At 60.3% G+C, this 22,376-nt stretch carries 15 protein-coding genes; 8 read left to right on the top strand and 7 right to left on the bottom strand.

The window, feature by feature from the left end; genetic code table 11:
- Window positions 1–1,126 (top strand): sulfoacetaldehyde acetyltransferase (locus tag ABJN75_RS20850; RefSeq protein ID WP_348441522.1); only part of this gene is annotated, 1,126 nt, incomplete at its 5' end.
- A gap of 50 nt (window positions 1,127–1,176) precedes the next feature.
- Here the strand turns inward: ABJN75_RS20850 and ABJN75_RS20845 are convergent.
- Entirely contained in the window at window positions 1,177–2,649 is a 1,473-nt protein-coding gene (locus tag ABJN75_RS20845) for a PLP-dependent aminotransferase family protein (RefSeq protein ID WP_348441521.1), read from the bottom strand.
- A gap of 133 nt (window positions 2,650–2,782) precedes the next feature.
- Window positions 2,783–4,165: an aminotransferase class III-fold pyridoxal phosphate-dependent enzyme gene (locus tag ABJN75_RS20840; RefSeq protein ID WP_348441520.1), complete on the bottom strand. Its 1,383-nt coding sequence runs from the start codon at window positions 4,163–4,165 to the stop codon at window positions 2,783–2,785.
- 345 nt (window positions 4,166–4,510) lie between these two features.
- Here ABJN75_RS20840 and ABJN75_RS20835 point away from each other — a divergent pair, with 345 nt between their 5' ends.
- The 3 genes from ABJN75_RS20835 (at window position 4,511) to ABJN75_RS20825 (ending at window position 7,660) form a co-directional block, all read left to right on the top strand.
- Complete coding sequence (locus tag ABJN75_RS20835) at window positions 4,511–5,503, top strand: ABC transporter substrate-binding protein (RefSeq protein ID WP_348441519.1); 993 nt, start codon at window positions 4,511–4,513, stop codon at window positions 5,501–5,503.
- An 85-nt stretch (window positions 5,504–5,588) separates the two neighbouring features.
- A complete protein-coding gene (locus ABJN75_RS20830; protein WP_348441518.1) occupies window positions 5,589–6,395 on the top strand; it encodes an ABC transporter ATP-binding protein in 807 nt (268 codons plus the stop codon).
- Window positions 6,392–7,660 (top strand): ABC transporter permease subunit, encoded by a 1,269-nt coding sequence (locus ABJN75_RS20825; protein ID WP_348441517.1) that lies wholly within the window; start codon window positions 6,392–6,394, stop codon window positions 7,658–7,660. The genes ABJN75_RS20830 and ABJN75_RS20825 overlap by 4 nt, the downstream gene beginning before the upstream one ends.
- Before the next feature lie 83 nt (window positions 7,661–7,743).
- On the opposite strand, the gene gyrB is transcribed toward ABJN75_RS20825, so the two are convergent.
- Entirely contained in the window at window positions 7,744–10,176 is a 2,433-nt protein-coding gene (gene gyrB, locus ABJN75_RS20820) for a DNA topoisomerase (ATP-hydrolyzing) subunit B (protein ID WP_348441527.1), read from the bottom strand.
- 207 nt (window positions 10,177–10,383) lie between these two features.
- On the opposite strand from gyrB, the gene ABJN75_RS20815 reads away from it, so the two are divergent.
- The 3 genes from ABJN75_RS20815 (at window position 10,384) to ABJN75_RS20805 (ending at window position 16,297) form a co-directional block, all read left to right on the top strand.
- On the top strand, window positions 10,384–11,778 hold the full coding sequence (locus ABJN75_RS20815; protein WP_348441516.1) for a cytochrome P450: 1,395 nt from the start codon (window positions 10,384–10,386) through the stop codon (window positions 11,776–11,778).
- Window positions 11,779–11,913: 135 nt separating this feature from the next.
- Window positions 11,914–13,917, top strand: a complete 2,004-nt coding sequence (locus ABJN75_RS20810; protein WP_348441515.1) for a hydantoinase/oxoprolinase family protein — start codon at window positions 11,914–11,916, stop codon at window positions 13,915–13,917.
- A gap of 223 nt (window positions 13,918–14,140) precedes the next feature.
- On the top strand, window positions 14,141–16,297 hold the full coding sequence (locus tag ABJN75_RS20805) for a malate synthase G (RefSeq protein ID WP_348441514.1): 2,157 nt from the start codon (window positions 14,141–14,143) through the stop codon (window positions 16,295–16,297).
- Window positions 16,298–16,388: 91 nt separating this feature from the next.
- On the opposite strand, the gene ABJN75_RS20800 is transcribed toward ABJN75_RS20805, so the two are convergent.
- A complete protein-coding gene (locus tag ABJN75_RS20800; RefSeq protein WP_348441513.1) occupies window positions 16,389–17,036 on the bottom strand; it encodes a L,D-transpeptidase in 648 nt (215 codons plus the stop codon).
- Between the two features lie 207 nt (window positions 17,037–17,243).
- On the opposite strand from ABJN75_RS20800, the gene ABJN75_RS20795 reads away from it, so the two are divergent.
- Window positions 17,244–17,714, top strand: coding sequence for an MmcB family DNA repair protein (locus ABJN75_RS20795; protein ID WP_348441512.1), 471 nt, complete (start codon window positions 17,244–17,246; stop codon window positions 17,712–17,714).
- Between the two features lie 76 nt (window positions 17,715–17,790).
- On the opposite strand, the gene ABJN75_RS20790 is transcribed toward ABJN75_RS20795, so the two are convergent.
- The 3 genes from ABJN75_RS20790 to hrpB form a co-directional block, all read right to left on the bottom strand.
- The gene (locus ABJN75_RS20790; RefSeq protein ID WP_348441511.1) at window positions 17,791–18,360 is read right to left on the bottom strand and encodes an ActR/PrrA/RegA family redox response regulator transcription factor; all 570 of its coding nucleotides are present in this window, start codon (window positions 18,358–18,360) and stop codon (window positions 17,791–17,793) included.
- Window positions 18,361–18,422: 62 nt separating this feature from the next.
- A complete protein-coding gene (locus tag ABJN75_RS20785; protein ID WP_348441510.1) occupies window positions 18,423–19,763 on the bottom strand; it encodes an ActS/PrrB/RegB family redox-sensitive histidine kinase in 1,341 nt (446 codons plus the stop codon).
- Between the two features lie 128 nt (window positions 19,764–19,891).
- Window positions 19,892–22,357 (bottom strand): ATP-dependent helicase HrpB, encoded by a 2,466-nt coding sequence (gene hrpB, locus ABJN75_RS20780; protein ID WP_348441509.1) that lies wholly within the window; start codon window positions 22,355–22,357, stop codon window positions 19,892–19,894.
- Window positions 22,358–22,376: the final 19 nt, after the last annotated feature.

Below are 22,376 nucleotides of genomic sequence, written 5' to 3'. Positions count from 1 at the left end.
GCTGGCCGAACGTCTTGATGCGCCGGTCTGCTCCAACTACCAGCACAATGACAGTTTCCCCGGATCGCATCCGCTCGCGGTCGGACCGCTCGGGTACAACGGCTCCAAGGCCGCGATGGAGCTGATCGCCAAGGCCGATGTGGTGCTGGCGCTCGGCACACGGCTCAATCCGTTTTCGACGCTGCCGGGCTACGGTATCGATTACTGGCCAAAGAACGCCGACGTCATTCAGGTCGACATCAATGCCGACCGTATCGGTCTGACAAAGAAGGTCACGGTCGGCATTGAAGGCGACGCGGGCAAGGTCGCGCGCGCCATTCTGGCCCAGCTCTCCGATGATGCCGGCGATGCCGATCGCCAGGACCGGCGCAATCTGGTCTCGCTGACCAAATCGCGCTGGGCGCAGGAACTGTCTTCGCTCGATCATGAAGACGATGATCCCGGCACGGTCTGGAATGAGGAATCGCGCGCGCGCGATGCTGATCTGATGTCGCCGCGTCAGGCCTGGCGCGCCATCCAGTCAGCGCTGCCGAAAAACGCCATCATCTCGTCTGACATTGGCAACAATTGCGCCATCGGCAACGCTTATCCGACGTTCGAGGAGGGGCGCAAATATCTTGCTCCCGGCCTCTTCGGTCCTTGCGGTTACGGATTTCCGTCGATCATCGGCGCCAAGATCGGCCAGCCGGACATTCCGGTGGTCGGCTTTGCCGGCGACGGCGCCTTTGGCATTTCGATGAATGAAATGACGGCTTGCGGACGCGATCAGTGGCCGGCGATCACCATGGTGATCTTCCGCAATTACCAGTGGGGTGCTGAAAAGCGCAACACAACGCTCTGGTACGACAACAATTTCGTCGGCACCGAACTCGACCGCGATACCTCCTATGCCCGCGTCGCCGAGGCCTGCGGCGCCAAGGGAATTGTGGTGAAGGATCAGCAAAGCCTGAGCGAGGAACTGGCCAAAGCCGTGGAACGGCAAATGAAGGATGGCGAGACCACCTTCATAGAAGTCCTGCTCAACCAGGAACTGGGCGAACCGTTCCGCCGTGACGCGATGAAAAAACCTGTCGTCGTCGCCGGCATCAATCGCGATGACATGCGTCCGCAAACGGGTGCCGTCTGAGGCAATCGGATAAGTCTTTGAAAACGGCCACGCCTTGTGCGTGGCCGTTTTCATTTGCGACCGAACGCCTCGATTGTGTCGGCGATGATATCGATCCCCGCAGGTATTCTGGCGCTGTCGATCGAGGAATAGGCAATCCGGAAATTGCGGCTGCCATCTTCGGGGTTTTCAAAAAAGAAGTGCCCTGGTTCAATCAGGACACCACGTTGTCTCAATGCCAGGGAAAGGTCGCGCGCATCGATCCCGTCCGGGGTTTGCATCCAGAAACTGGACCCGCCCGAAACGTCCGATCCGGCGATGTGCAAACCGCGCCGGTCAATTGCCTCCTGCATGACTTCGCGCCGGCGCCGATAGGTCTGGCCCATCCGCGCCACCAGGGCATCGAAATGACCCAGTGACAGGAAGTTTGCCACGGTGCGTTGCAAATGTCCCGGCGGATGCCTGACGATGATCATGCGCAAGGCGCGGGCTTCGCGGATGAACGGCTCGGAACCGACCATGTATCCAAGCCGCAGGCCGGGAAACAGGGACTTGGAGAACGAACCGACATAGATCACCCGGCCTTCTTCATCCAGCGATTTGAGCGCCGGCGCCGGCGGGTTGAGGAACGACATCTCGAATTCATAATCATCCTCGACGATCAGAAAATCATCCCGCGCCGCCATCTCGAGAAGCGCTTGCCGTCGCTCAAGCGGCATCGTGACGCTCGTCGGGCAATGGTGGCTTGGCGTGGTGAACACCACATCGGTTTCCGCCGGCAGCGCGTCGAGCCGCATCCCCGCATGATCAACCGGCACGCTGACCACATTGCAGCGGGTCAGATTGAGCGCCACCCGCAAGCCTGGATAGCCGGGATTTTCCATCACGGCGGTCCGCCGCTGATTGAGCAGCACCTGTGCAGCCAGCCAGAGTGCGTTCTGTCCGCCCATGGTGATAAGGATCTGCTCGGGTTTGGCCTGAATGCCACGCCGGGGCAGGGTGTTGAGCGCGATATACTTGACCAGTTCCGGGTCGTCGCGCTCATAGCTGTCGGCGGTAACCGTGGCAAATTCCCGTTTTCCCAGCGCCTGCAATGCACATTGCCGCCAGTTGCTGTGATCGAAGATCCTCTCATCGGCCTGACCGTAGATGAACGGATACGGGTAAGTGCGCCAATCCACCGGTTTCTCGACCAGTACCTGGCCGGTATAGCGTTGACCGATGGCGCGGCTCCAGTCTACCTTGTCCTCCATCACCCCTTTCGGCGCATCGAACCGGCTGCGCTGTGGCGCTGTCGGCGAGACATAGTATCCCGAGCGTCCCTTGGCGACGACATAGTCATCCGACACCAACTCGCTGTAAGCCAGTGTTACGGTGATCCGGCTGATTGCGAGATGTGCGGCCAGTTTGCGGCTCGACGGCAGCTTGGCGCCCGGAATGAAGCGCCCGGACAGAACGCCTTCACTGATCATCCTCTGGATTTTCTGCTGCAGTGTTCCCTCGAATTTCGGATCGAGAAAAAATGTGTCTATCGGAATCGACATTCAATCGCCCAGCCGGTTTTCACCAGCTTATCGATAGACTTGGTCCGACGAAAGAAGCAAGCGGGAGAATGCGGCAGGCGGTCGAATGCCGCGCCGCATCCCTTGTCGGGGCTACGGCGCCCTGGTGGCCTTGTTATGCGAACACCCGTGTCAGCGCCTGGTCGACGCTGTCGGTGATCCGGTCGATGTCATCGGCTGTGACTATCAGGGCCGGGCTGAAACACAGCACATTGTTGAACCCCGGCAGCGATCGGTTGGTTGCGCCGATGATGACGCCTTGCCCCATGCAGTCGGCCACGACGGCCTGAACCTTTTTCTCATCGGCCGGTTCCTTGGTGCTTCGGTCGCTGACCAGTTCCGCGCCGACAAACAGGCCCTTGCCGCGCACATCGCCAATAACCGTGTGCTTGTCCTGCAGTGCGCGAAGATTGTCCACCATACGCGCGCCCATGACCTGGGTGTTCTCGATGAGGTTTTCGTCCTCGATGATCCGCATGTTCTCAAGCGCCGCCGCAGGACCGGAAGTGCATCCGCCAAATGTCGAGATATCACGGAAATAGGACATCGGGTCTGATGGATCGTCCTTGAACTGATCGAACACCGCTTCCGTCGTCACGGTGCACGAAATCGCCGCGTAACCTGACGCGACGCCTTTCGCCATGGTCACGAAGTCCGGCTTGATGCCGTAATGCTGATAACCGAACCAGGCGCCGGTTCGGCCCAGACCGCAAACGACTTCATCGATATGCAGCAGGATATTGTATTTCGCGCAGATTTCCTGAACCCGCTCCCAATAGCCCTCGGGCGGGGTGATCACGCCGCCGCCGGCCGTGATCGGCTCAAGGCAGAGACCGCCGACGGTATCGGGACCTTCGCGCAGGATCACCTCTTCGATGGCGTTTGCCGCAGCCAGTCCGTAGCTTTCCGCATCCGGGTACTGGTTGCGATACTCGAGGCAATGCGGCACCATGACAAAACCGGGCGCCAGCGGACCATACTGCTCCACCCGCTGCGGCTGTCCGCCGGCCGACAGCGCTGCCAGCGTCGTTCCGTGGTAATCCCGATCCCGGTAAAGGATCTTGTATTTCTTGCCGCCATGGTGGCGATGCGAGATCTGGCGGATCATCTTGAACGCCTTCTCGTTGGCCTCCGATCCGGAATTCGAATAATAGACTCGGCTCATGCCCGGCATTTTCTCGATCAGTTTTTGAGCAAAAAGCGCCCCGGGAATCGATCCGGCGCTGTTGGCGAAATAATTCATCTTGATCAATTGGTCGCGCACCGCATTGGCGATGCTCTCGCGGCCATAGCCGACATTGACTGTCCAGACGCCACCTGACACCGCATCCAGGTATTCCTTGCCCGTCGCATCCCAGACCCGCATGCCGCGGCCCTCGACCATGATGCGCGGATCAATGGTTTCAAACGGCTTGTGTTGGATCAGATGATGCCAGACATGAGACCGGTCAGCCTCTATGACCGCCTGAATGTCGTTGGGCTGGATGGGCAGATTCATGAGAGGTCCCTCCCGGGAAGAGTATTGATGGACACAGCTTTGGTGTCAAAACCATCGCCGAAGTCCTTGGCAAGTGAATAGGGCCAGTGACCACTCAACCATATGGCCAGAAAAACCCGAACAAAACCAAAGACCTGAGGCAAATGAACGAAACTGGTACAATGCGGATGGTCAAATTGGCGCTATGGGTTTGACTCCCGAGTTGATCGACTTCACCCTACTGGCACATATCACAATACAAAAAAGCCACGAAGATGGGAACAGTGTCGTCGGCTCAAATCTGCCCGGCGATGAATTGCAATCGAAAGGCTGGCGTAGCGCTGGCCCGGACAGGGGAGCATGGACATGAAAGCTGCATCAAGAATTTCAGCATTGTTGGCCGGCATCGCAATGGTGGCCACCGCATCGGTCGCCAAGGCCGAGGAAATCACAGTCGCCTACTTCCTGGAATGGCCCATGCCGTTTCAGTACGCCAAGGTAAAGGGCCTCTATGACGAAGCGCTTGGCATGAAAGTCAATTGGAAAGCATTCGACGCCGGCACGGCGATGTCGGCTGCCATGGCGTCAGGCGATATCCATATTTCGGTCAGTCAGGGCGTGCCGCCCTTCGTGGTTGCCACATCCGCCGGCCAGGACCTGCAGGTTGCCGACATTGCCGTTGTTTACAACGACAACGACAACTGCGTGGTCAAGACCGAACTGGAGATCACCAAGGACAGCGCCAAGGAACTTGAGGGCAAGAAGGTCGGCGTCCCGATCGGGACCGCCGCTCACTACGGCTTCCTCAAGCAGATGGAACATTTCGGCGTCGATGTCTCCACCATGGAAGTCGTCGACATGGCTCCGCCGGATGGCGCGGCGGCCTTTGCCCAGGGCAGCCTCGACATGGTGTGCGGTTGGGGCGGCTCGCTTCGCCGCATGAAGGAGCATGGCAACGTGCTGCTGACTGGTGCGGAAAAGGACGCCATCGGCATTTCGGTCTATGACGTGACATCGGTGCCGGCTTCTTTCGCTGCCGAAAACTCCGAGGTTCTTGCCAAATTCCTCAAGGTCACCGCCGACATGAATGCAAAATGGCTGACCGATTCTGCGGAAATGCTGCCGGTCATCGCCAAGGATGCAGGCATGAGCGAGGAAGACGCGACCGACACGCTGAAGGGATTCCAGTTCCCCACAGTCGAAGCGCAGCTGTCGGACAAATGGCTGGGCAAGGCCACGCCCGAGTTTCTCAAGGGCGTGGGTGATTTTTTCAAGGAACAGGGCAATATCCCGGCTTCCCGTGACACCTATGATGGCGCCGTGAACACCGGTCCGCTCGCCGCTGCGGCCAAGATGTAGGCCAGGGCATCAGCGAACGGCCGGACGGGATTTCCATTCGGCCGTTCGCCCGACTGCACACCTGTTCTCAATGATTGGAGCAGCCATGGGCAACCTGGTGATTGACGACCTATCCATGCGCTTTGACCTGCCCGATGGCGGATCTGTTCAAGCGCTCAAGAATGTCTCGCTGGAGCTGGCAAAAGGCGAGCTTCTGGCAGTGCTGGGCCCTTCGGGTTGCGGCAAGACCACACTTCTCAACATTGTCGCCGGATTTCTCGCCCCCACTGACGGCAGAGTCACTCTCAACGGCAAGCATGTCACCGGTCCCGGCCCGGAGCGCGGCATGGTGTTTCAGCAAGGCGCATTGTTTGAATGGATGAGTGTCCGCCGCAACATCTCGTTCGGACCCGACATGGCCGGCAAGCCGGCATCTCACACCACACCCATCGTCGAAAATCTGCTCCGCACGGTCGGCCTGCAGGATTTCGGAGACAAGATGATCTACGAATTGTCCGGCGGCATGCAGCAGCGCGTGGCGCTGGCGCGATGTTTGGCCAACGACCCGGACGTCATATTGATGGACGAGCCCCTCGGCGCGCTCGATGCTTTGACCCGCGAGAAGATGCAGGGTCTGGTGCTCAAGCTCTGGAAGGAAACCGGCAAGACCATCATACTGATCACCCATTCGGTCGAGGAAGCGCTGCTTCTGGGCGAACGGCTGTTGGTAATGGCTCCGCGGCCCGGTCGGATTCACCAGGAATACAATTTGCCCTTTGCCGAGATGGGAGTCGGCCGCGATCTGCGCCTGGTCAAGAAGGAACCCGAATTCAACCAGCGCCGGGAAGAGATCCTCGGCATGATCTGGGATATGGAAGAAGAAATCATGGGCCGGCAGGAGGAAACCGCATGATTGTCTTTCTTCTCTATCTGGCAATCTTCGCGCTGGCCTATTTTGCCTACCGGTTCTGGGAGCGCTCGCGGCACCACATCCATGACTTCACCAGCCTGAAAACCGTGACCTTCGGCGATGAAAGCGCTGTGTCGCCAAACCGTTTTGCGTCGGTGGTCTCGATCATTGCCTTGTTTGCCATCTGGGGCGCCTTCACCGGCTCGGTCATAACGCCCTTGCATGTGCCGGGTCCTTTCGTCGGCGATACAAGCTTCACCTACACGGCCCGCAACGCTGGCGGTGAAACCGATGATGCAGTGGTGCACATGCGGGTTTACCGTGTTGGCGAGGAGGTGGCTCTTCCGGAAGTATCTGACAAGCCGCACACGTTTGCGGTGGATGACGCGGTGAAGATTGGCGCCTGGAGATCGGTTCTCAGCCGCCCCAATGAAAACGACATTGGCGGCAAGGAAGACAGCTACAGCCTCGTAGCCATTGATGGAAAACCCGTCGCACCCGGCGAAACGGTGCGTTTCGCTAACGGCGATGTCACCATGACCTCCAAGGGCAGCCTGTCGATCAAGCCGGACAAGGGCTGGCAGATGGAACCGATCTGGTTGCCGGCGCCGGAAGCCGTTCTCAGCCGCCTGGGTGAAATCGCCAGCGACGGCTACAAGAATGTCTCGCTGTGGGAACATCTCGGCTCGTCACTCGGCCGGGTGCTGGTCGGCTTCGTCATCGGCAGCATCATCGGCATCCCGCTCGGCTACGCAATGGGACTGTCAAACTGGTTTCGCGGCTGGTTCGATCCGATTGTGGAATTCATGCGTCCGGTGCCGCCATTGGCGTTGATCCCGCTGATCATCATCTGGTTCGGCATCGGCGAGGAAGGCAAGATCATTCTGCTGTTCCTGGCGGCGCTGTGGATCATGACCATTGCCGCGCGCGCCGGGGTTTCGGGTGTGCGCATCTCCAAGGTGCACGCGGCCTATTCGCTCGGAGCGTCGAAATGGCAGATCCTCAGACACGTCATTGTGCCCAACTCGCTGCCGGAAATCTTCACCGGAGCGCGCGTCGCCATGGGTGTCTGTTGGGGCACGGTGGTTGCCGCCGAACTGGTTGCCGCCGATCGCGGCGCCGGCATGATGATCGTCAACGCTTCGAAGTTCCAGCTCACCGACATCGTGATTCTCGGCATCATCCTGATCGGCATCATCGGCTACGGCATCGACATCCTGATGCGCATGGCCGAGAAATGGCTGGTGCCCTGGAAGGGTCGCGGCTGACCTGAATACAAGAATTGGCGTTGCAAAAGCGCCGCCGCTCCAGCTCGGGGCGGCGGCGCTTTTACGTCTGAAATGATGTTCGATCAGATATCGAGGTTGGCGACCGAGAGCGCATTTTCCTGGATGAACTCGCGCCGTGGTTCGACCTCGTCGCCCATAAGCCGCGAAAACAGGCTGTCGGCATCCACCGCGTCATTGACCCGGACCTGCAGCAGCGAACGGGCATGCGGATCAAGCGTTGTTTCCCACAATTGCTCGGCATTCATCTCGCCAAGGCCCTTGTAGCGCTGAATGGTCAGACCCTTGCGGCCGACGGCAAACACCGCCTGAAGCAGCTCACGCGGTCCTGAAATCTGGGTTCCGCCTTCCTTGCGCCTCAGCACTGGAGGTTCGGTATAGACATCGCGCAGCTTGGTGTTCATCTGATCGATCATCCGCGCGTCCTGGCTGCCGATCAGCCCGGAGTCGAGATATGCTGATTCCTTGACGCCGCGCACCACGCGTTCAAACCGGTACCCATTGTCGCTGGTGACTCCGGTCCATCCGCGCTCTGATTCCTCGGCGATCATGTCAAGCCGCCGGGCGACTTCCGCGACCATTGCTTCCGACGAGGCAGGATCGGTAATCCGCTCCGGATTGAAGGCGCCGGCGATGGCTGCCTGCTCGACAACGGAATGATCATAACGTGAATGCAGGCCTTCCAGCAGCGCCCGCATTCTCAGCGCATCGGTGATCGTGTCTTTCAGATCGGCCCCGATACGCACTTCACCGGTTGAAAGCTCCAATGCGGCTTCATCAAGACCGGTCGTGACCAGATAGTCTTCCATCGCCTTCTCATCCTTGAGGTACTGGCCGGACTTGCCGCGCGAAACCTTGTAGAGCGGCGGCTGGGCGATATAGAGGTGGCCGCGCTCGATCAGCTCCGGCATCTGCCGGAAGAAGAAAGTCAGCAGCAGGGTCCGAATATGGGCGCCGTCGACATCGGCGTCGGTCATGATGATGATCTTGTGATACCGCAGCTTGTCGGCGTTGAACTCGTCCTTGCCGATGCCTGTCCCCAGCGCCATGATCAGCGTGCCGATTTCCTGGCTCGACAGCATCTTGTCGAACCGGGCTCGCTCGACATTGAGAATCTTGCCTCGAAGCGGCAGAATCGCCTGGTTTTCGCGCGATCGGCCCTGCTTGGCCGATCCGCCCGCCGAATCGCCCTCGACCAGGAACAGTTCCGACTTGGCCGGATCCTTCTCCGAACAGTCTGCAAGCTTGCCGGGCAGCGAGGAGATGTCGAGCGCGCCCTTGCGCCGCGCCAGTTCGCGCGCCTTGCGTGCGGCTTCCCGCGCGGCGGCTGCTTCGATAACCTTGCCGACAAGAATCTTCGATTCTGCCGGATGCTCCTCAAGCCAGGCGCTCAGCGTCGAGTTGACCAGATTTTCAACGGCGGGCCGAACCTCCGACGACACCAGCTTGTCCTTGGTCTGCGACGAGAATTTCGGATCAGGCACTTTCACCGACAAGACCGCGGTCAGGCCTTCGCGGCAATCATCGCCGGTCAGCGACACTTTTTCCTTCTTGGTCATGCCGGAATTGTCGGCATAGGCCACCATCTGCCGGGTCAGCGCGGCGCGGAAACCGGCCATGTGTGTGCCGCCGTCGCGCTGGGGGATGTTGTTGGTGAAGCACAGCACATTCTCGTGGTAGCTGTCGTTCCACCACATGGCGAGTTCAACAACGATACCGTCCTTTTCGCCCAAGAGCGTCACCGGGTCGACGACCAGCGGTTTCTTGGAGCGATCGAGATAGCGCACATAGGCTTCCAGACCGCCTTCATAATACAATTCCAGCTCTTTGACGTCGGAATGACGCCGGTCGGCCAGCAGAATGCGGACGCCGGAATTGAGAAACGCCAGTTCGCGCAGACGATGCTCGAGTGTTCCGAAATCGAAATCGATCATCGTGAACGTTTCGCTGCTGGGCATGAAGGTCACTTCGGTGCCGGTCTCGTCGCCGCAATCACCGATAACCTTCAATGGGGCATCGGCGACGCCGTGGGTGAAACCGATCTCGTGGATCTTGCCCTTGCGCCGGACAACCAGCTTCAACCAGACCGACAGCGCGTTGACCACCGAAACGCCAACCCCGTGCAAGCCCCCTGATACCTTGTAGGAATTCTGGTCGAACTTGCCGCCAGCATGCAACTGGGTCATGATCACTTCAGCCGCGGAAATGCCTTCGCCCTGGTGTATGTCGGTCGGAATCCCGCGGCCATTGTCTGTTACAGTCACCGATCCGTCCGGATTGAGCGTCACGGTGACGCGGTCCGCATGGCCTGCCAGCGCTTCGTCGATGGCATTGTCCACGACTTCGTAGACCATGTGATGCAGGCCGGAGCCGTCATCGGTGTCGCCTATATACATGCCCGGCCGTTTGCGCACGGCATCCAGGCCCTTGAGAACCTTGATCGATTCGGCGCCATATTCGGCCTCCACGGTCGGGATTGTCTCGGGCGTATCATTCATCATGCAGGTCTTTCGGTCCAGAGCGGCTGTGCCAGGCTGAAAAAGATGGGAAATGCGGCAACGAATCACCGCGTATACGAACTTTCAGTATAGGCGGGCAGGTGGCGAAAACCAAATCCGCGACGCCATGGAATTGTGGGTTTTGGAATGCATATATGGGGATGAACCTGCCGGGACCCAAAGGCCGGAACCAGAAAGGAAGATTTCATGTCCGTCATCACCCGCCCGTTCGTGCCGCCGGCTCCGGTGCCGCGTACGACACCGCCGTCGCGGCTTGAGATCATTCGCACCGTCATGCGCAATCCGCTTGAGCTGTGGGGCGAGCCGTCCTTCCGGCTGCAATGGATGAAGACGAAGTTTTTCAACGAACGCACGCTGATCGTCAACCACCCCGGTCTGGTACGCCATGTGCTTGTCGACAACGCGCGCAACTACCGCATGGCGACGATCCGCCAGCTGATTCTGCGGCCGATCCTGCGCGATGGTCTGTTGACCGCGGAAGGCGAGACCTGGCGGCGCTCGCGCAAGGCCATGGCGCCGGTGTTCACACCACGCCATGCTCAGGGCTTCGCCGAGAAGATGCTGGAGCAATCCCGCGCCTTCACCACCCGCTACGAAACCGCCGCGGCGAGCGGTGAAGTCCGTGACATCGCCGTCGACATGACCGAACTGACTTTCGACATTCTCTCCGCCACACTTTTCTCGGGGCAGGTTGCCGGAACCGAGGCGGAATTTGCCGGCGATATCGAAAAGCTGCTCTCGACCATGGGCCGGGTCGATCCGATGGATTTGCTCAAGGCGCCCTCATGGGTGCCGCGCATCCGCCGGCTGTTCGGCAGAACTGTGCTCGCCAAATTCAGGAACATCGTCAAACAGACCATGGCCGACCGCCAGCGTCTGATGAAAACCGATCCGGAAGCCGTGCCCGAGGATTTCCTCACCTTGCTTATCCGGCTTCAGGGTCCGGATGGACTGACCATCGACGAGATCGAGGACAACATCATCACCTTCATCGGCGCGGGTCATGAAACCACGGCGCGGGCGCTTGGCTGGACGCTCTATTGCCTGGCCAATTCGCCGTCCGACCGGGAGAAGGTGGAAGCCGAGATCGACGTGGTGACCGCAAGTGAGGCCGATCCGGTCAAATGGCTCGACATGATGCCGTGGACGAGGGCTGCGTTTGAGGAGGCAATGCGGCTTTATCCACCGGCGCCATCGATCAATCGTGCGGCGATCGAGGATGACCAGTGGGATGACGGCAAGGGCGAGACCGTGACGATTGAAGCCGGCACCACGATGCTTGTGATGCCCTGGACATTGCACCGCCATACCAAGCTGTGGGACAGGCCCGAAGCCTTCATCCCCTCCCGCTTCCTGCCCGAAAATCGCGGTGCGATCGATCGGTATCAGTATCTGCCGTTTGGTGTCGGGCCGCGTATCTGCATCGGTGCGACCTTCGCGCTTCAGGAGGCGGTGATCGCACTTGGCGTATTGCTGTCCAGGTACCGTTTTGATTGCGTTGCCGAAACCAGGCCCTGGCCGGTTCAGAAACTCACCACCCAACCCGAGGGCGGGCTGCCGATGCAGGTCAGTCGCCGATAAACCGGTCTCACCGAAAGCGGCCCTCCCAGATCTGACCTTGAGCGCCATGAAAAGGGTATGGCGTCCGCATGACAAACCATTCTATGTGACAAGGTGATGAGAGAAAACGCCAAAGTGCCTGATTGGACCGCAGACATGACATCCCCCCTGTTTCTCGGCATTGATACCGGTGGCACCTATACCGATGCGGTGCTTTACAGCGAAAGCGAAGGCATCCTGGCTTCGGCCAAGGCGCTGACCACGCGTCATGATCTGGCCGTGGGCGTTGCCGGCGCGGTTGAAACGGTGCTGTCGGAGATCGGCGGCGCCACCGCGCGCATCAGACTGGTGTCGCTGTCGACCACGCTGGCCACCAATGCGCTGGTCGAAGGACAAGGCGGCCGCGCGGGCCTGGTGATGATCGGCTTTTCCCCCGAGGACCTCAAGCGTGACGGCCTGGCCGAAGCCCTGGGCAGTGATCCGGTGATTTATCTCAACGGCGGACATGATGTGCATGGCCGCGAAACGCCGCTTGACCTGGCCCCGCTTGAGGCGCGTCTCGACGAGTTGGCGAATGATGTCGCTGCAGTTGCGATCGCCGGCTATTTTGCTGTCCGCAATCCGGCTCACGAGATCGCCGTGCGCGCCCTGATTCGGGAGCGGACGGCGTTGCCGGTGACCTGCAGTCATGATTTGTCGTCCCGGCTTGGCGGCCCGCGCCGGGCGCTGACGACATTGCTGAATGCGCGGCTGATCTCGATGGTTGCCCGGTTGATCGATGCGACCAGTGGTTATCTGGGCAAGCGCGGCATTACCGCGCCATTGATGGTGGTGCGCGGCGATGGGGCGCTGATTTCCTCCGACGAGGCGCTGCTGCGGCCAATCGAGACGATTCTGTCAGGTCCGGCAGCGAGCCTGGTGGGCGCGCGCCATCTCACCGGTCTCGACAATGCCGTGGTTTCGGACATTGGCGGTACTACAACTGACATCGCGGTGCTGGATGGCGGCCATCCCCGACTCGATGTCGAAGGCGCCACGGTCGGACGCTATCGCACCATGGTCGAGGCGGTGGCGATGCACACATTCGGGCTGGGGGGGGATTCCGAGGTGCGGCTTGACGAGGGCGGTCTGGACGCAGGCATGACCCTTGGCCCGCGCCGTTTGATGCCACTGAGTCTGGCCGCACATCTTTGGCCACAGGCTGTTCTTCCGGTGCTCGAGCGGCAATTGCGGGCTTCCTATCCGGGGCGTCAGGATGGCCGGTTTGCGGTGCGCACTGGTCTGCCCGATGCAATGGCGGCAGGGTTGGCGCCCCAGGAGGCGGCGCTTTATGACAAGCTCGGGCTTGAACCGCAGCCGCTGGACGTGGTGTTGTCGAGCACCGCGCAAAGGGCAACGCTTGACCGGCTGGTCAGCCGCGGCCTGGTTCTGATTTCCGGTTTTACACCATCCGACGCCATGCATGTTCTGGGACGGCAGGATCAATGGAACAAGCAGGCCGCGCGTCTGGGTGCGGAGATCCTTGCACGCCGCAAATCGGGTTCAGGGCGCGCTGTTGCTGACACGCCTGCGATGTTCGCCGAACAGGTGTCGGCGCGACTCACCCGACAGAGCTCCGAGGTTGTTCTGTCCGCGCTGATGGCGGATCAGGGGATGACTGGCGTCGACGCCACCACATCAACTCTCATCGACCGCGCGTTGAGCGGCACGCCGGGATTTGTTCGCTTCGGCGTCACACTTGACCGACCGCTCGTCGCTCTCGGCGCTTCCGCTCCGGTTCACTATCCGGCGATCGCAGCCATGCTGAAGGTCGAAAGTTTCGTGCCGGTTCACGCCGGGGTCGCCAATGCGGTGGGCGCGGTTGTAGGGCAGGTGCGTCAGACGGTGACGGTTTTCGTCACCGAACCCGACGAAGGCCGTTATGCGGTCAATGGCGGTGGTGAACGCCGGATGTTCAAAAGCCGTGACGATGCCTTCGACTGCGCGCGGCAAATCTCCACCACAGAGGCCCGCGCGGCCGCGATTCGCAGCGGTGCCGAAAGCCCCGTCATTGAGCTGCAGGAACATATCGACATGCCACTGATCGAGGGCCTGGAAAAGCTGATCGAAGCGCGTTTTAGCGCATCGGCCTCGGGGCGACCGCGCATAGCAAGCAAATGATTTGTTCCAAATCGGAATAAATCATTTGCACCTTAGATGAATTGACAGGCAATCGCCTGGACGGCAGGGTCCGGCCATAATGCGGCGGACTCCGTCTCGCCTCGAAGCGATTTGAGGCAAGGCGGGGAAGGCGACGTTCCGCCCGTGACCGCGTGAATAACAAGAGACAGAGCGTTTGTGCGAACCGTTGAAAAGCACAGCGCTCGCTAAGAGGAGACATGCTGTGAAGCGAATTGAAAAGAATGGCCTCAAGATCAGCGCCGACCTCTATGAGTTCATTGTTGATGAAGCGCTGCCCGGAACCGGGGTTGAGGCTGACGGTTTTTTCGAGGCCTTCGGCGCCGCCATTGATGATCTGGCGCCAAAAAACCATGCGCTGCTCGCCAAACGGGATGCCTTGCAGGAAAAAATCGATGAATGGCATCGCAAAAACGGCGCGCCCCATGATCTCGATGCCTACAAGGAATTCCTGAAATCGATCGGCTATCTGCTTCCCGAAGGCGGCCCGGTCCAGGTATCGACCGAAAATGTCGATCCGGAAATCGCGTCCGTCGCGGGTCCGCAACTGGTGGTCCCGGTGATGAATGCGCGCTTTGCGCTCAATGCCGCCAATGCCCGCTGGGGGTCGCTCTATGACGCGCTGTACGGCACCGATGCACTGGGCGATCTACCTGGGGCCGGTGGATATGACGAGGGCCGCGGTGCCCGTGTGATCGCCTGGGCCAAGTCGTTTCTTGATGACAGTGTTCCGTTGGCGAATGCAAAATGGGCCGATGTCACCGGCTTCGATTTTGACAAGGGTGAGCTGAAGATCGAGACTGCCAAAGGCGAGACGGCGCTCGCCGATCCGGCGCAGTACACCGGCTTCAAGCGTGAGGATGAGCAGGCTTACCGGCTCTATTTCGAAAAGAACGGCCTGCACTCTGTGGTTCTTGTCGATCCGGACAGCATGATCGGCAAGACCGATCCGGCAGGTATCGGCGATATCGGACTCGAGTCGGCTCTCACCACCATCATGGATTGCGAGGATTCAATTGCTGCCGTCGACGCCGAGGACAAGACGCTGGTCTACCGCAACTGGCTTGGCCTGATGAAGGGCGACCTTGCGGAAGAAGTGCACAAGGGTGGCAAAAGCTTTGTCCGCAAGCTCAACGGCGATCTCGATTTCACCACACCCGAAGGCAAGAACGCAACGCTCAAGGGCCGCTCGCTGATGCTGGTCCGCAATGTCGGCCACCTGATGAAAAATCCGGCTATCCTTGACCGGGATGGCAACGAGATCCCCGAAGGCATCATGGATGCGTTCGTGACCGGATTGATCGCCCTGCACGACATTGGACCGGATGGACGGCGGGCCAATTCGACTGCCGGGTCGATGTATGTGGTCAAGCCGAAGATGCATGGCCCTGAAGAAGTGGCTTTCGCCGTCGAGATTTTCTCGCGCGTCGAAGCTGCGCTCGGCATGAAGCCCAATACCATCAAGATGGGCATCATGGACGAGGAGCGCCGCACCACCATCAATCTGAAGGAGTGTATCCGCGCCGCCAGCGAGCGGGTGGTGTTTATCAACACCGGCTTCCTCGACCGGACCGGCGACGAAATCCACACCTCGATGGAAGCCGGACCGATGATCCGCAAGGGCGACATGAAGCAGGCCGCCTGGATCTCTGCTTACGAGAACTGGAATGTCGATGTCGGTCTGGAATGCGGTCTTGCCGGTCACGCCCAGATCGGCAAGGGCATGTGGGCCATGCCGGATCTGATGGCCGCGATGCTGGAGCAGAAAATCGGCCATCCGAAAGCCGGAGCCAATTGCGCCTGGGTACCTTCACCAACGGCGGCCACCCTGCACGCCACGCATTATCACAAGGTCAATGTGAGCGAAGTTCAGTCCGGCCTCAAATCACGCTCTCGCGCCAGGCTCGATGACATCCTGTCGATCCCGGTGGCGAAGAATCCGAACTGGACGCCCGAGGAAATCCAGCGCGAAATCGACAACAATGCACAAGGCATCCTGGGCTATGTCGTGCGCTGGGTTGATCAGGGTGTTGGCTGCTCCAAGGTTCCCGACATCAACAATGTCGGGCTGATGGAAGATCGTGCGACGCTGAGGATTTCGGCACAGCACATGGCCAATTGGCTGCATCACGGCGTGGTGACAAAGGACCAGATCATCGAGACCATGAAGCGCATGGCGATTGTCGTGGACGGCCAGAACGCGGGAGATCCGGCGTATCACGCGATGGCGCCGGATTACGACAAGTCGGTGGCGTTCCAGGCTGCGGTGGAACTGGTCCTGGAAGGCCGCGCCCAGCCCAACGGCTACACCGAACCGGTGCTGCACCGGCGTCGCCTCGAACTCAAGGCCGCCAGCGCCTGACAGCGCTTTATCCGGCGATCGTGGCCGGGATGACGCATCAAAAACCCGCCGGATCGCTCCGGCGGGTTTTTGTTTGCGAGATGCGTGAAGATTATTGCTTGACGATCACCCGGGCGCTCTTGCCGGGACGGACACGCTCATAGAGATCGATGATGTCCTGGTTCATCAGGCGAATGCAACCCGAAGATGCAGCCGTGCCGATCGAGTTCCATTCGGGTGTGCCATGCAGCCGGAAAAGCGTGTCCTCGCCCTTCTGGTTGAACAGATAAAGCGCACGCGCGCCGAGCGGATTGGTCAGGCCGGGCTGCATGCCGTCCTTGCCGTATTTGGCAAGCGAAGGCTTGCGGTCAATCATTTCCCGGGGCGGCGTCCAGGTCGGCCATTGCTGTTTCCAGGCAATATAGGCTTCGCCTTCCCAGGCAAATCCGGCCTTGCCGACGCCGATGCCGTAACGCACCGCTTTCCTGCCCGGCAGCACCAGATACAAGAACCGGTTGGGTGTATCTACAATGATCGTGCCGGGCTTCTCCTTGGTGCTGTAGGAGACGATCTGGCGGTGGAACCGCTTGTCGACCTTGCTGATCGGAACGGCCGGAATGGAATATCCCGAATCCTTGACGGTGCCGTATTCGGAGGTGAAAATGGTGTCGGAACCACCGCCCTCCGAGCTGGGAGAACAAGCCGCAAGCGAAAATGCTGCGACCAGAGCTGCAATGGTAAGCGAAAAGCGAGTTGTCATGATGGGATCTTCCGAGGGCAAGGTGTTGACGCCGAATTAGAATCGCGCACAACTTGACCTCGGTTATTTTAAACAAGTCCTAACCATGCAACGGTTTTCAAAGAAAAAACGCACAGGACTTCACGCTTTGTCAAAAGCCATTGTTTTTCTGCAACAAGACTGCCACCGGACGTTGCGGCAGCATCGGAACCGGGGCAAATATGGATCATGCCAATCATCTCTCCCCATTCGGACAACCCGCTGATCGATGGCCGTCAGTCCGACCGGGCGTTGATGGTGCGCCGGGGCGTGCAGCGGCTGTTTTTCGATTTGCGCCTGTCAATGGTGGCCGAATTGACCCTGGCATCCGGCCGCCGCGCCGATCTGGTCGGGCTCAGCGGAACCGGTGAAATCTGGATCGTCGAGATCAAGTCCTCCGTCGAAGATTTCCGGGCCGATACCAAATGGCCTGACTACCGTCTTCATTGCGACCGGCTGTTTTTCGCCACCCATGCCGGCGTACCCGCACACCTGTTTCCTGAAGACTGTGGCTTGATCATCGCTGATGAATGGTCCGGTCATCTGCTGCGTGAAGCACCAGAGCACCGGCTTGCCGCGGCGTCTCGCAAGGCAATGCTGCTGAGATTTGCCCGCGCTGCCGCTGACCGTCTGTTGCAGGCTGAATTGTCTGCTGGATAAGGCCAATCCTGGAGCAATTCCACGAAATGCGCCAACCGGATTTCCCAACGGTTGCGCCGGACCGGCAAACTGGAAATCAGCGCGGCGCGCGCTTGGCGAGGATCCGCTGCAAGGTACGCCTGTGCATGTTGAGCTGCCGCGCGGTCTCCGAGACATTGCGGTCGCACATTTCATAGACCCGTTGAATATGCTCCCAGCGAACCCGGTCAGCCGACATGGGATTTTCGGGAACTTCCGCACGCTCGCCGGGTTTGCGGGTCAGTGCCGCGAAAACCTCATCGGCGTCGGCGGGTTTGGCCAGATAGTCGATCGCTCCCAGTTTCACCGCGGTCACAGCCGTGGCAATATTGCCGTAACCGGTCAGTACGATGATGCGTGTGTCATCCCGGCGTTCGCGGATTGCTTCAATGACATCCAACCCGTTGCCGTCCTGAAGCCGCATGTCCACCACGGCGTATTTGGGTGTGTTGGCCTTGGCCTTGGCAAGACCCTCGGCCACACTCTCGGCGATTTCGACCTCGAAACCCCGGGCTTCCATGGCGCGGGCAAGCCTTCGTAAAAAAGGGCCGTCATCGTCCACAAGCAGAAGTGTCGGGTCCGGCCCGATGGATCGGGTTTCTGTTGGCTGGAAACTGTTGTCAGTCATGATTCACCTTGGGGGCGTACGCAATACGGATCTGTATCTTCAATTTAACGTCAATTTGCAATTTATCCAGTTCCAGCCGCATTTTCTTGCGGCATTCCCGATCCAAACAGGTCCATTTTTTCGCGTGGCCATGTGACCTGGACACGCGCTCCGGTTTGAGGCGGTTGTTTGTTGGAAAATGCCAATTGCGCGCCGGACCGCTCCAGCAACGTCTTGGCGATAAACAATCCAAGCCCCAGGCCACCGGCCTTCTCGTGATCCAGGCGGTTGCGCCGGTTCATGAACGGAACTCCTATCTGGGCGAGAACATCGGGCGCAAACCCCGGCCCGTCATCATCAATGATGATGTCGAGCCGGTCCTGCCCGTGGGAAACCGTAACGGTAACGCGTTCATGGGCGAAGTCTACAGCGTTCTCGATCAGATTTCCCAAACCGAACAGAATGCCGGGGTTGCGGCGGCCGACCGGCTCGCGCATTCCGGTTTTTTCGTGAACGACATCAATGGCGATTCCAAATTCCCGGTGCGGTGCGATGACTTCCTCGATCAGCGAGGCCAGCGGCAATCTCACCATATGCGCCTCGTCTTCGGCTGAAAGGGTGGACAGGCGTTTCAGGATATCGCGGCAGCGTTCACTCTGACTGCGCAGCAGCATCAGATCGTCGGTAAACCGGGGATCGTCGGCCAGGGCCTTTTCCATCTCCTTGGCCACGATCTGAATGGTCGCCAGCGGCGTTCCCAGTTCATGCGCCGCTGCCGCCGCCAGCCCATCGAGCGCCGAGAGATGTTGCTCGCGTTGCAGGACCAGTTCGGTCGCGGCCAGCGCATCGGCAAGCTGATTGGCCTCGGCGGAAACCTGAAAGGAATAGAACGCAGCGAACGCCGTGGTCGAGACGATGGCGATCCATGTGCCGGCGATCAGCAGATACGGAACCTCGAAACTGCTGTCGGGGTACCAGGGGAGCGGCAATGAATAAAACACCAGCACCGTGACGATGGCCACCGACAACGCGCCGAGACCGAGCGTATGGCGCACCGGCTGTGATGCCGATGAAATAATCACCGGAACGCACAACAGCACGGAAAACGGATTGGCCAGCCCTCCGGTCAGGAACAGCAGACCCGACAGCTGCGCCACATCAAAAGACAAGATAGCCGTCGCACCAAGCGGCGGCAGCCGGTGGGCGGCAGGGAAGCGGACGGATAGGAAAATATTGAGATAGGCCGAGCAGGCGATCAGGGTAAAGGATGGAAATTCCGGAACGTCGAATCCGTAGCCGTGGGCGATGATCAGCACCGTGGCGCTCTGGCCGAGCACGGCCAGCCACCGAAGCCGGATCAGGGTTTGCAGGCGCAAACGGTGGCGGATGGAATGATCGTCCAGAAAAGGCGGGAATAGGGTCATGGATTCTGGTCTATCGTACCAAACCGGTGTTGGACAATCGGTTTGGCTGAAACCGCTTGAATGCATGGTGCACAAAGGGTGCGGCGGTTTTGTGATAACCACATGCAGAAACAGTGAACTGGCGTGCGTCAAGTCCCGCGCGGTTTTGCGCGACGGGTGGGCCCGGTCGCGGCCGGATTTTCTGGCCAGGGATGGCGCGGATAGCGTCCGCGCATGTCGGCACGCACATCGGCCCAGGAGCCTTGCCAGAATCCCGGCAGATCGCGCGTGGTCTGAATCGGCCGGTGCGCCGGCGACAGCAATTCCAGCGTCAGCGGCAATTGTCCCCCGGCAATCGCCGGATGCCGGGTTTCACCAAAAAGTTCCTGCACGCGGATGGCCACCACCGGACTGTCCTCGTCATAGCGGATCGGCACGCGCGATCCGGTCGGCGCCTCGTAATGGGTCGGCGCAAGCCTGGCGATCTGGGCTTTTGCGCCGGGTCCGCACAGAGACAGCAAACCCTCGTTGAGACCATCGCGGCCGATCTCCCTCAGGGAGGTGATCCCTGGCTGGAACGGGGCGAACCAGGTTTCGAGATCCTCGAGCAACGCTCCGTCGGACACATCCGGCCAGGCAGCTCCGAGACTGCGGTGCAAAAAGCTGATCCGGTCGCGCAATTGCAGCCCGGCGGCGGAAAACGGTAATGCCTTGACGCCGATTTTGCGGATCGCCGTGCACAGGACGGCCATCGCGGCCATGTCGTCGGGCTTGGGCAGTGGCGTTTCGGCAAGCGTGATGGCGCCAAGCCGGCTGACCCGCCGGGCGCGGACCGAACCTGACTGCGCATCAAAGACACACTCGTCAGCTTGCGTCGCCTGCTCAAGCAGCACATCCTCCAGGGCTTGCCCTGTCAACTCCGCCGCAGCGAGAATTCGCGCTGCCTGGGCCTTGCCGCTCAGATCAGCGATCACCAGGAATTCCGCGCCGGCCAAACGGTCCGTCTCATCCAGTGTCGCGCCCCGGCCGTTTGCCAGCACGAACCGGCCCCGGCCGCCCCTTTGCCGCGCGATGCGGTCGGGAAAGGCATGTGCGAGCAGGCCAGCCGCCGGGATCGCCTCGTGGGCGCGCTTGAACTTGCCTCCGCCCGCCAGCCGCGCCGTCAGAGCCCTGGCGGCTGATCCTCTCGGCGTTCGGTCATTGCGAAACCGTGACAGCCGGCCTTCGAGATCCACATCCTGCCCGCCCAGTCCCTGTTCTGTCAGCAGTACGGCCAGTTCGGCCGCGGCGAAGCCGTGCCCGTCTTCGTCTCCGGCAACCACCATCGAGGCCAGCCGCGGCGGCAACGCCAAATCGCGCATGCGCTTGCCCCGGGCGGTTAATCCACCGTCTGCACCGGTAGCGCCAAGTTTGTGAAGCAGGGCGCGCGCTTCCTCGATTGCCGCGTCGGGCGGCTGATCGATGAAACGCAAACTGCGGGGAGATTTGACGCCCCAGGCCAGGCAGTCGAGCACCATGGCGGACAAGTCGCTTGCCAGTACCTGCGGCGTTGAAAAGGCGGGCAACGCCTTGGTCTGTTCGGCCCGCCATAGCCGCACGGCAATACCAGGCGCTGTTCGTCCGGCCCGTCCGGCGCGTTGATCGGCGGAGGCTTGTGAAGCCCGGATGGTTTCAAGCCGGGTAATGCCGGTCGATGGTTCATAGACCGGTTGCCGCACCAGCCCGCTGTCGATGACGATACGCACGCCGTCAATGGTGATCGAGCTTTCCGCCACCGGCGTGGACAAAACCACCTTGCGTCGCCGTTCCGGCGCTGGCCTGATCGCGGCATCCTGGTCAGCCGAACTCAGCCCGCCATAAAGCGGCTGCACGTCCGTCATCAATCCCAGACGGCCCTCAAGCCTGGCCGCCACCTGCCGGATTTCGCCTTGCCCCGGCAAAAACGCGAGGATTGAGCCGGTTTCGGTGCGGTGAAGCATCTCGATGGCACTGGTCATGGCGATTTCGATACGCTGGCCGGCAGGGCGGTCGAGATATCTCTGTTCAACCGGATGGCTCCGGCCCTTGCTCTCGATCACCGGACAATCGTCAAGCAGTGCTGCGACGCGCGCTGTATCAAGCGTTGCCGACATCACCAGAATGCGCAGATCCTCGCGCAGCCCGGACTGGATATCAAGCGCCAGCGCCAGGCCGAAATCAGCCTCCAGCGCGCGTTCGTGAAACTCGTCGAAGATGACGCAATCGATGCCCTCGAGATCCGGCGATGACAGCGCCAAGCGGGTGAACACGCCCTCGGTCACCACCTCAATGCGCGTTCTGGCCGACACCTTCGTGTCGAGTCGCATCCGGTAGCCGACGGTTCCACCAACCTCTTCCCCCAGCATCGCCGCCATCCGTCGCGCCGCGGCCCGCGCCGCCAGCCGCCGCGGTTCGATCAGGATGATCTTGCCCCCCAGCCAGGGTTCATCCTTGAGCACCAGCGGCACCAGCGTGGTCTTGCCGGCACCGGGAGGTGCCGCAAGCACGGCATTTGGCCCATCGGACAGAGCTGCGCGCAAGCGATCAAGCGCATCGGAAACCGGCAGATCCATATAGCGGGCGGCAATGTCGCTCATGCCGGATCGACCTCGTGCA

Source organism: Hoeflea sp. (assembly GCF_039975035.1).
Taxonomy (GTDB): Bacteria; Pseudomonadota; Alphaproteobacteria; order Rhizobiales; family Rhizobiaceae; genus Hoeflea.
Note: the sequence above shows the minus strand (reverse complement) of the source record. Positions and strands in the feature narration are given on the sequence as shown.

What these genes read in the sequence shown, in the direction of transcription:
- ABJN75_RS20845 (WP_348441521.1), bottom strand. Translation starts at nt 2,649, where the DNA reads ATGTCGATTCCGATAGACACATTTTTTCTCGATCCGAAATTCGAGGGA.
- ABJN75_RS20840 (WP_348441520.1), bottom strand. Translation starts at nt 4,165, where the DNA reads ATGAATCTGCCCATCCAGCCCAACGACATTCAGGCGGTCATAGAGGCT.
- ABJN75_RS20835 (WP_348441519.1), top strand. Translation starts at nt 4,511, where the DNA reads ATGAAAGCTGCATCAAGAATTTCAGCATTGTTGGCCGGCATCGCAATG.
- ABJN75_RS20830 (WP_348441518.1), top strand. Translation starts at nt 5,589, where the DNA reads ATGGGCAACCTGGTGATTGACGACCTATCCATGCGCTTTGACCTGCCC.
- ABJN75_RS20825 (WP_348441517.1), top strand. Translation starts at nt 6,392, where the DNA reads ATGATTGTCTTTCTTCTCTATCTGGCAATCTTCGCGCTGGCCTATTTT.
- gyrB (WP_348441527.1), bottom strand. Translation starts at nt 10,176, where the DNA reads ATGAATGATACGCCCGAGACAATCCCGACCGTGGAGGCCGAATATGGC.
- ABJN75_RS20815 (WP_348441516.1), top strand. Translation starts at nt 10,384, where the DNA reads ATGTCCGTCATCACCCGCCCGTTCGTGCCGCCGGCTCCGGTGCCGCGT.
- ABJN75_RS20810 (WP_348441515.1), top strand. Translation starts at nt 11,914, where the DNA reads ATGACATCCCCCCTGTTTCTCGGCATTGATACCGGTGGCACCTATACC.
- ABJN75_RS20800 (WP_348441513.1), bottom strand. Translation starts at nt 17,036, where the DNA reads ATGACAACTCGCTTTTCGCTTACCATTGCAGCTCTGGTCGCAGCATTT.
- ABJN75_RS20795 (WP_348441512.1), top strand. Translation starts at nt 17,244, where the DNA reads ATGCCAATCATCTCTCCCCATTCGGACAACCCGCTGATCGATGGCCGT.
- ABJN75_RS20790 (WP_348441511.1), bottom strand. Translation starts at nt 18,360, where the DNA reads ATGACTGACAACAGTTTCCAGCCAACAGAAACCCGATCCATCGGGCCG.
- ABJN75_RS20785 (WP_348441510.1), bottom strand. Translation starts at nt 19,763, where the DNA reads ATGACCCTATTCCCGCCTTTTCTGGACGATCATTCCATCCGCCACCGT.
- hrpB (WP_348441509.1), bottom strand. Translation starts at nt 22,357, where the DNA reads ATGAGCGACATTGCCGCCCGCTATATGGATCTGCCGGTTTCCGATGCG.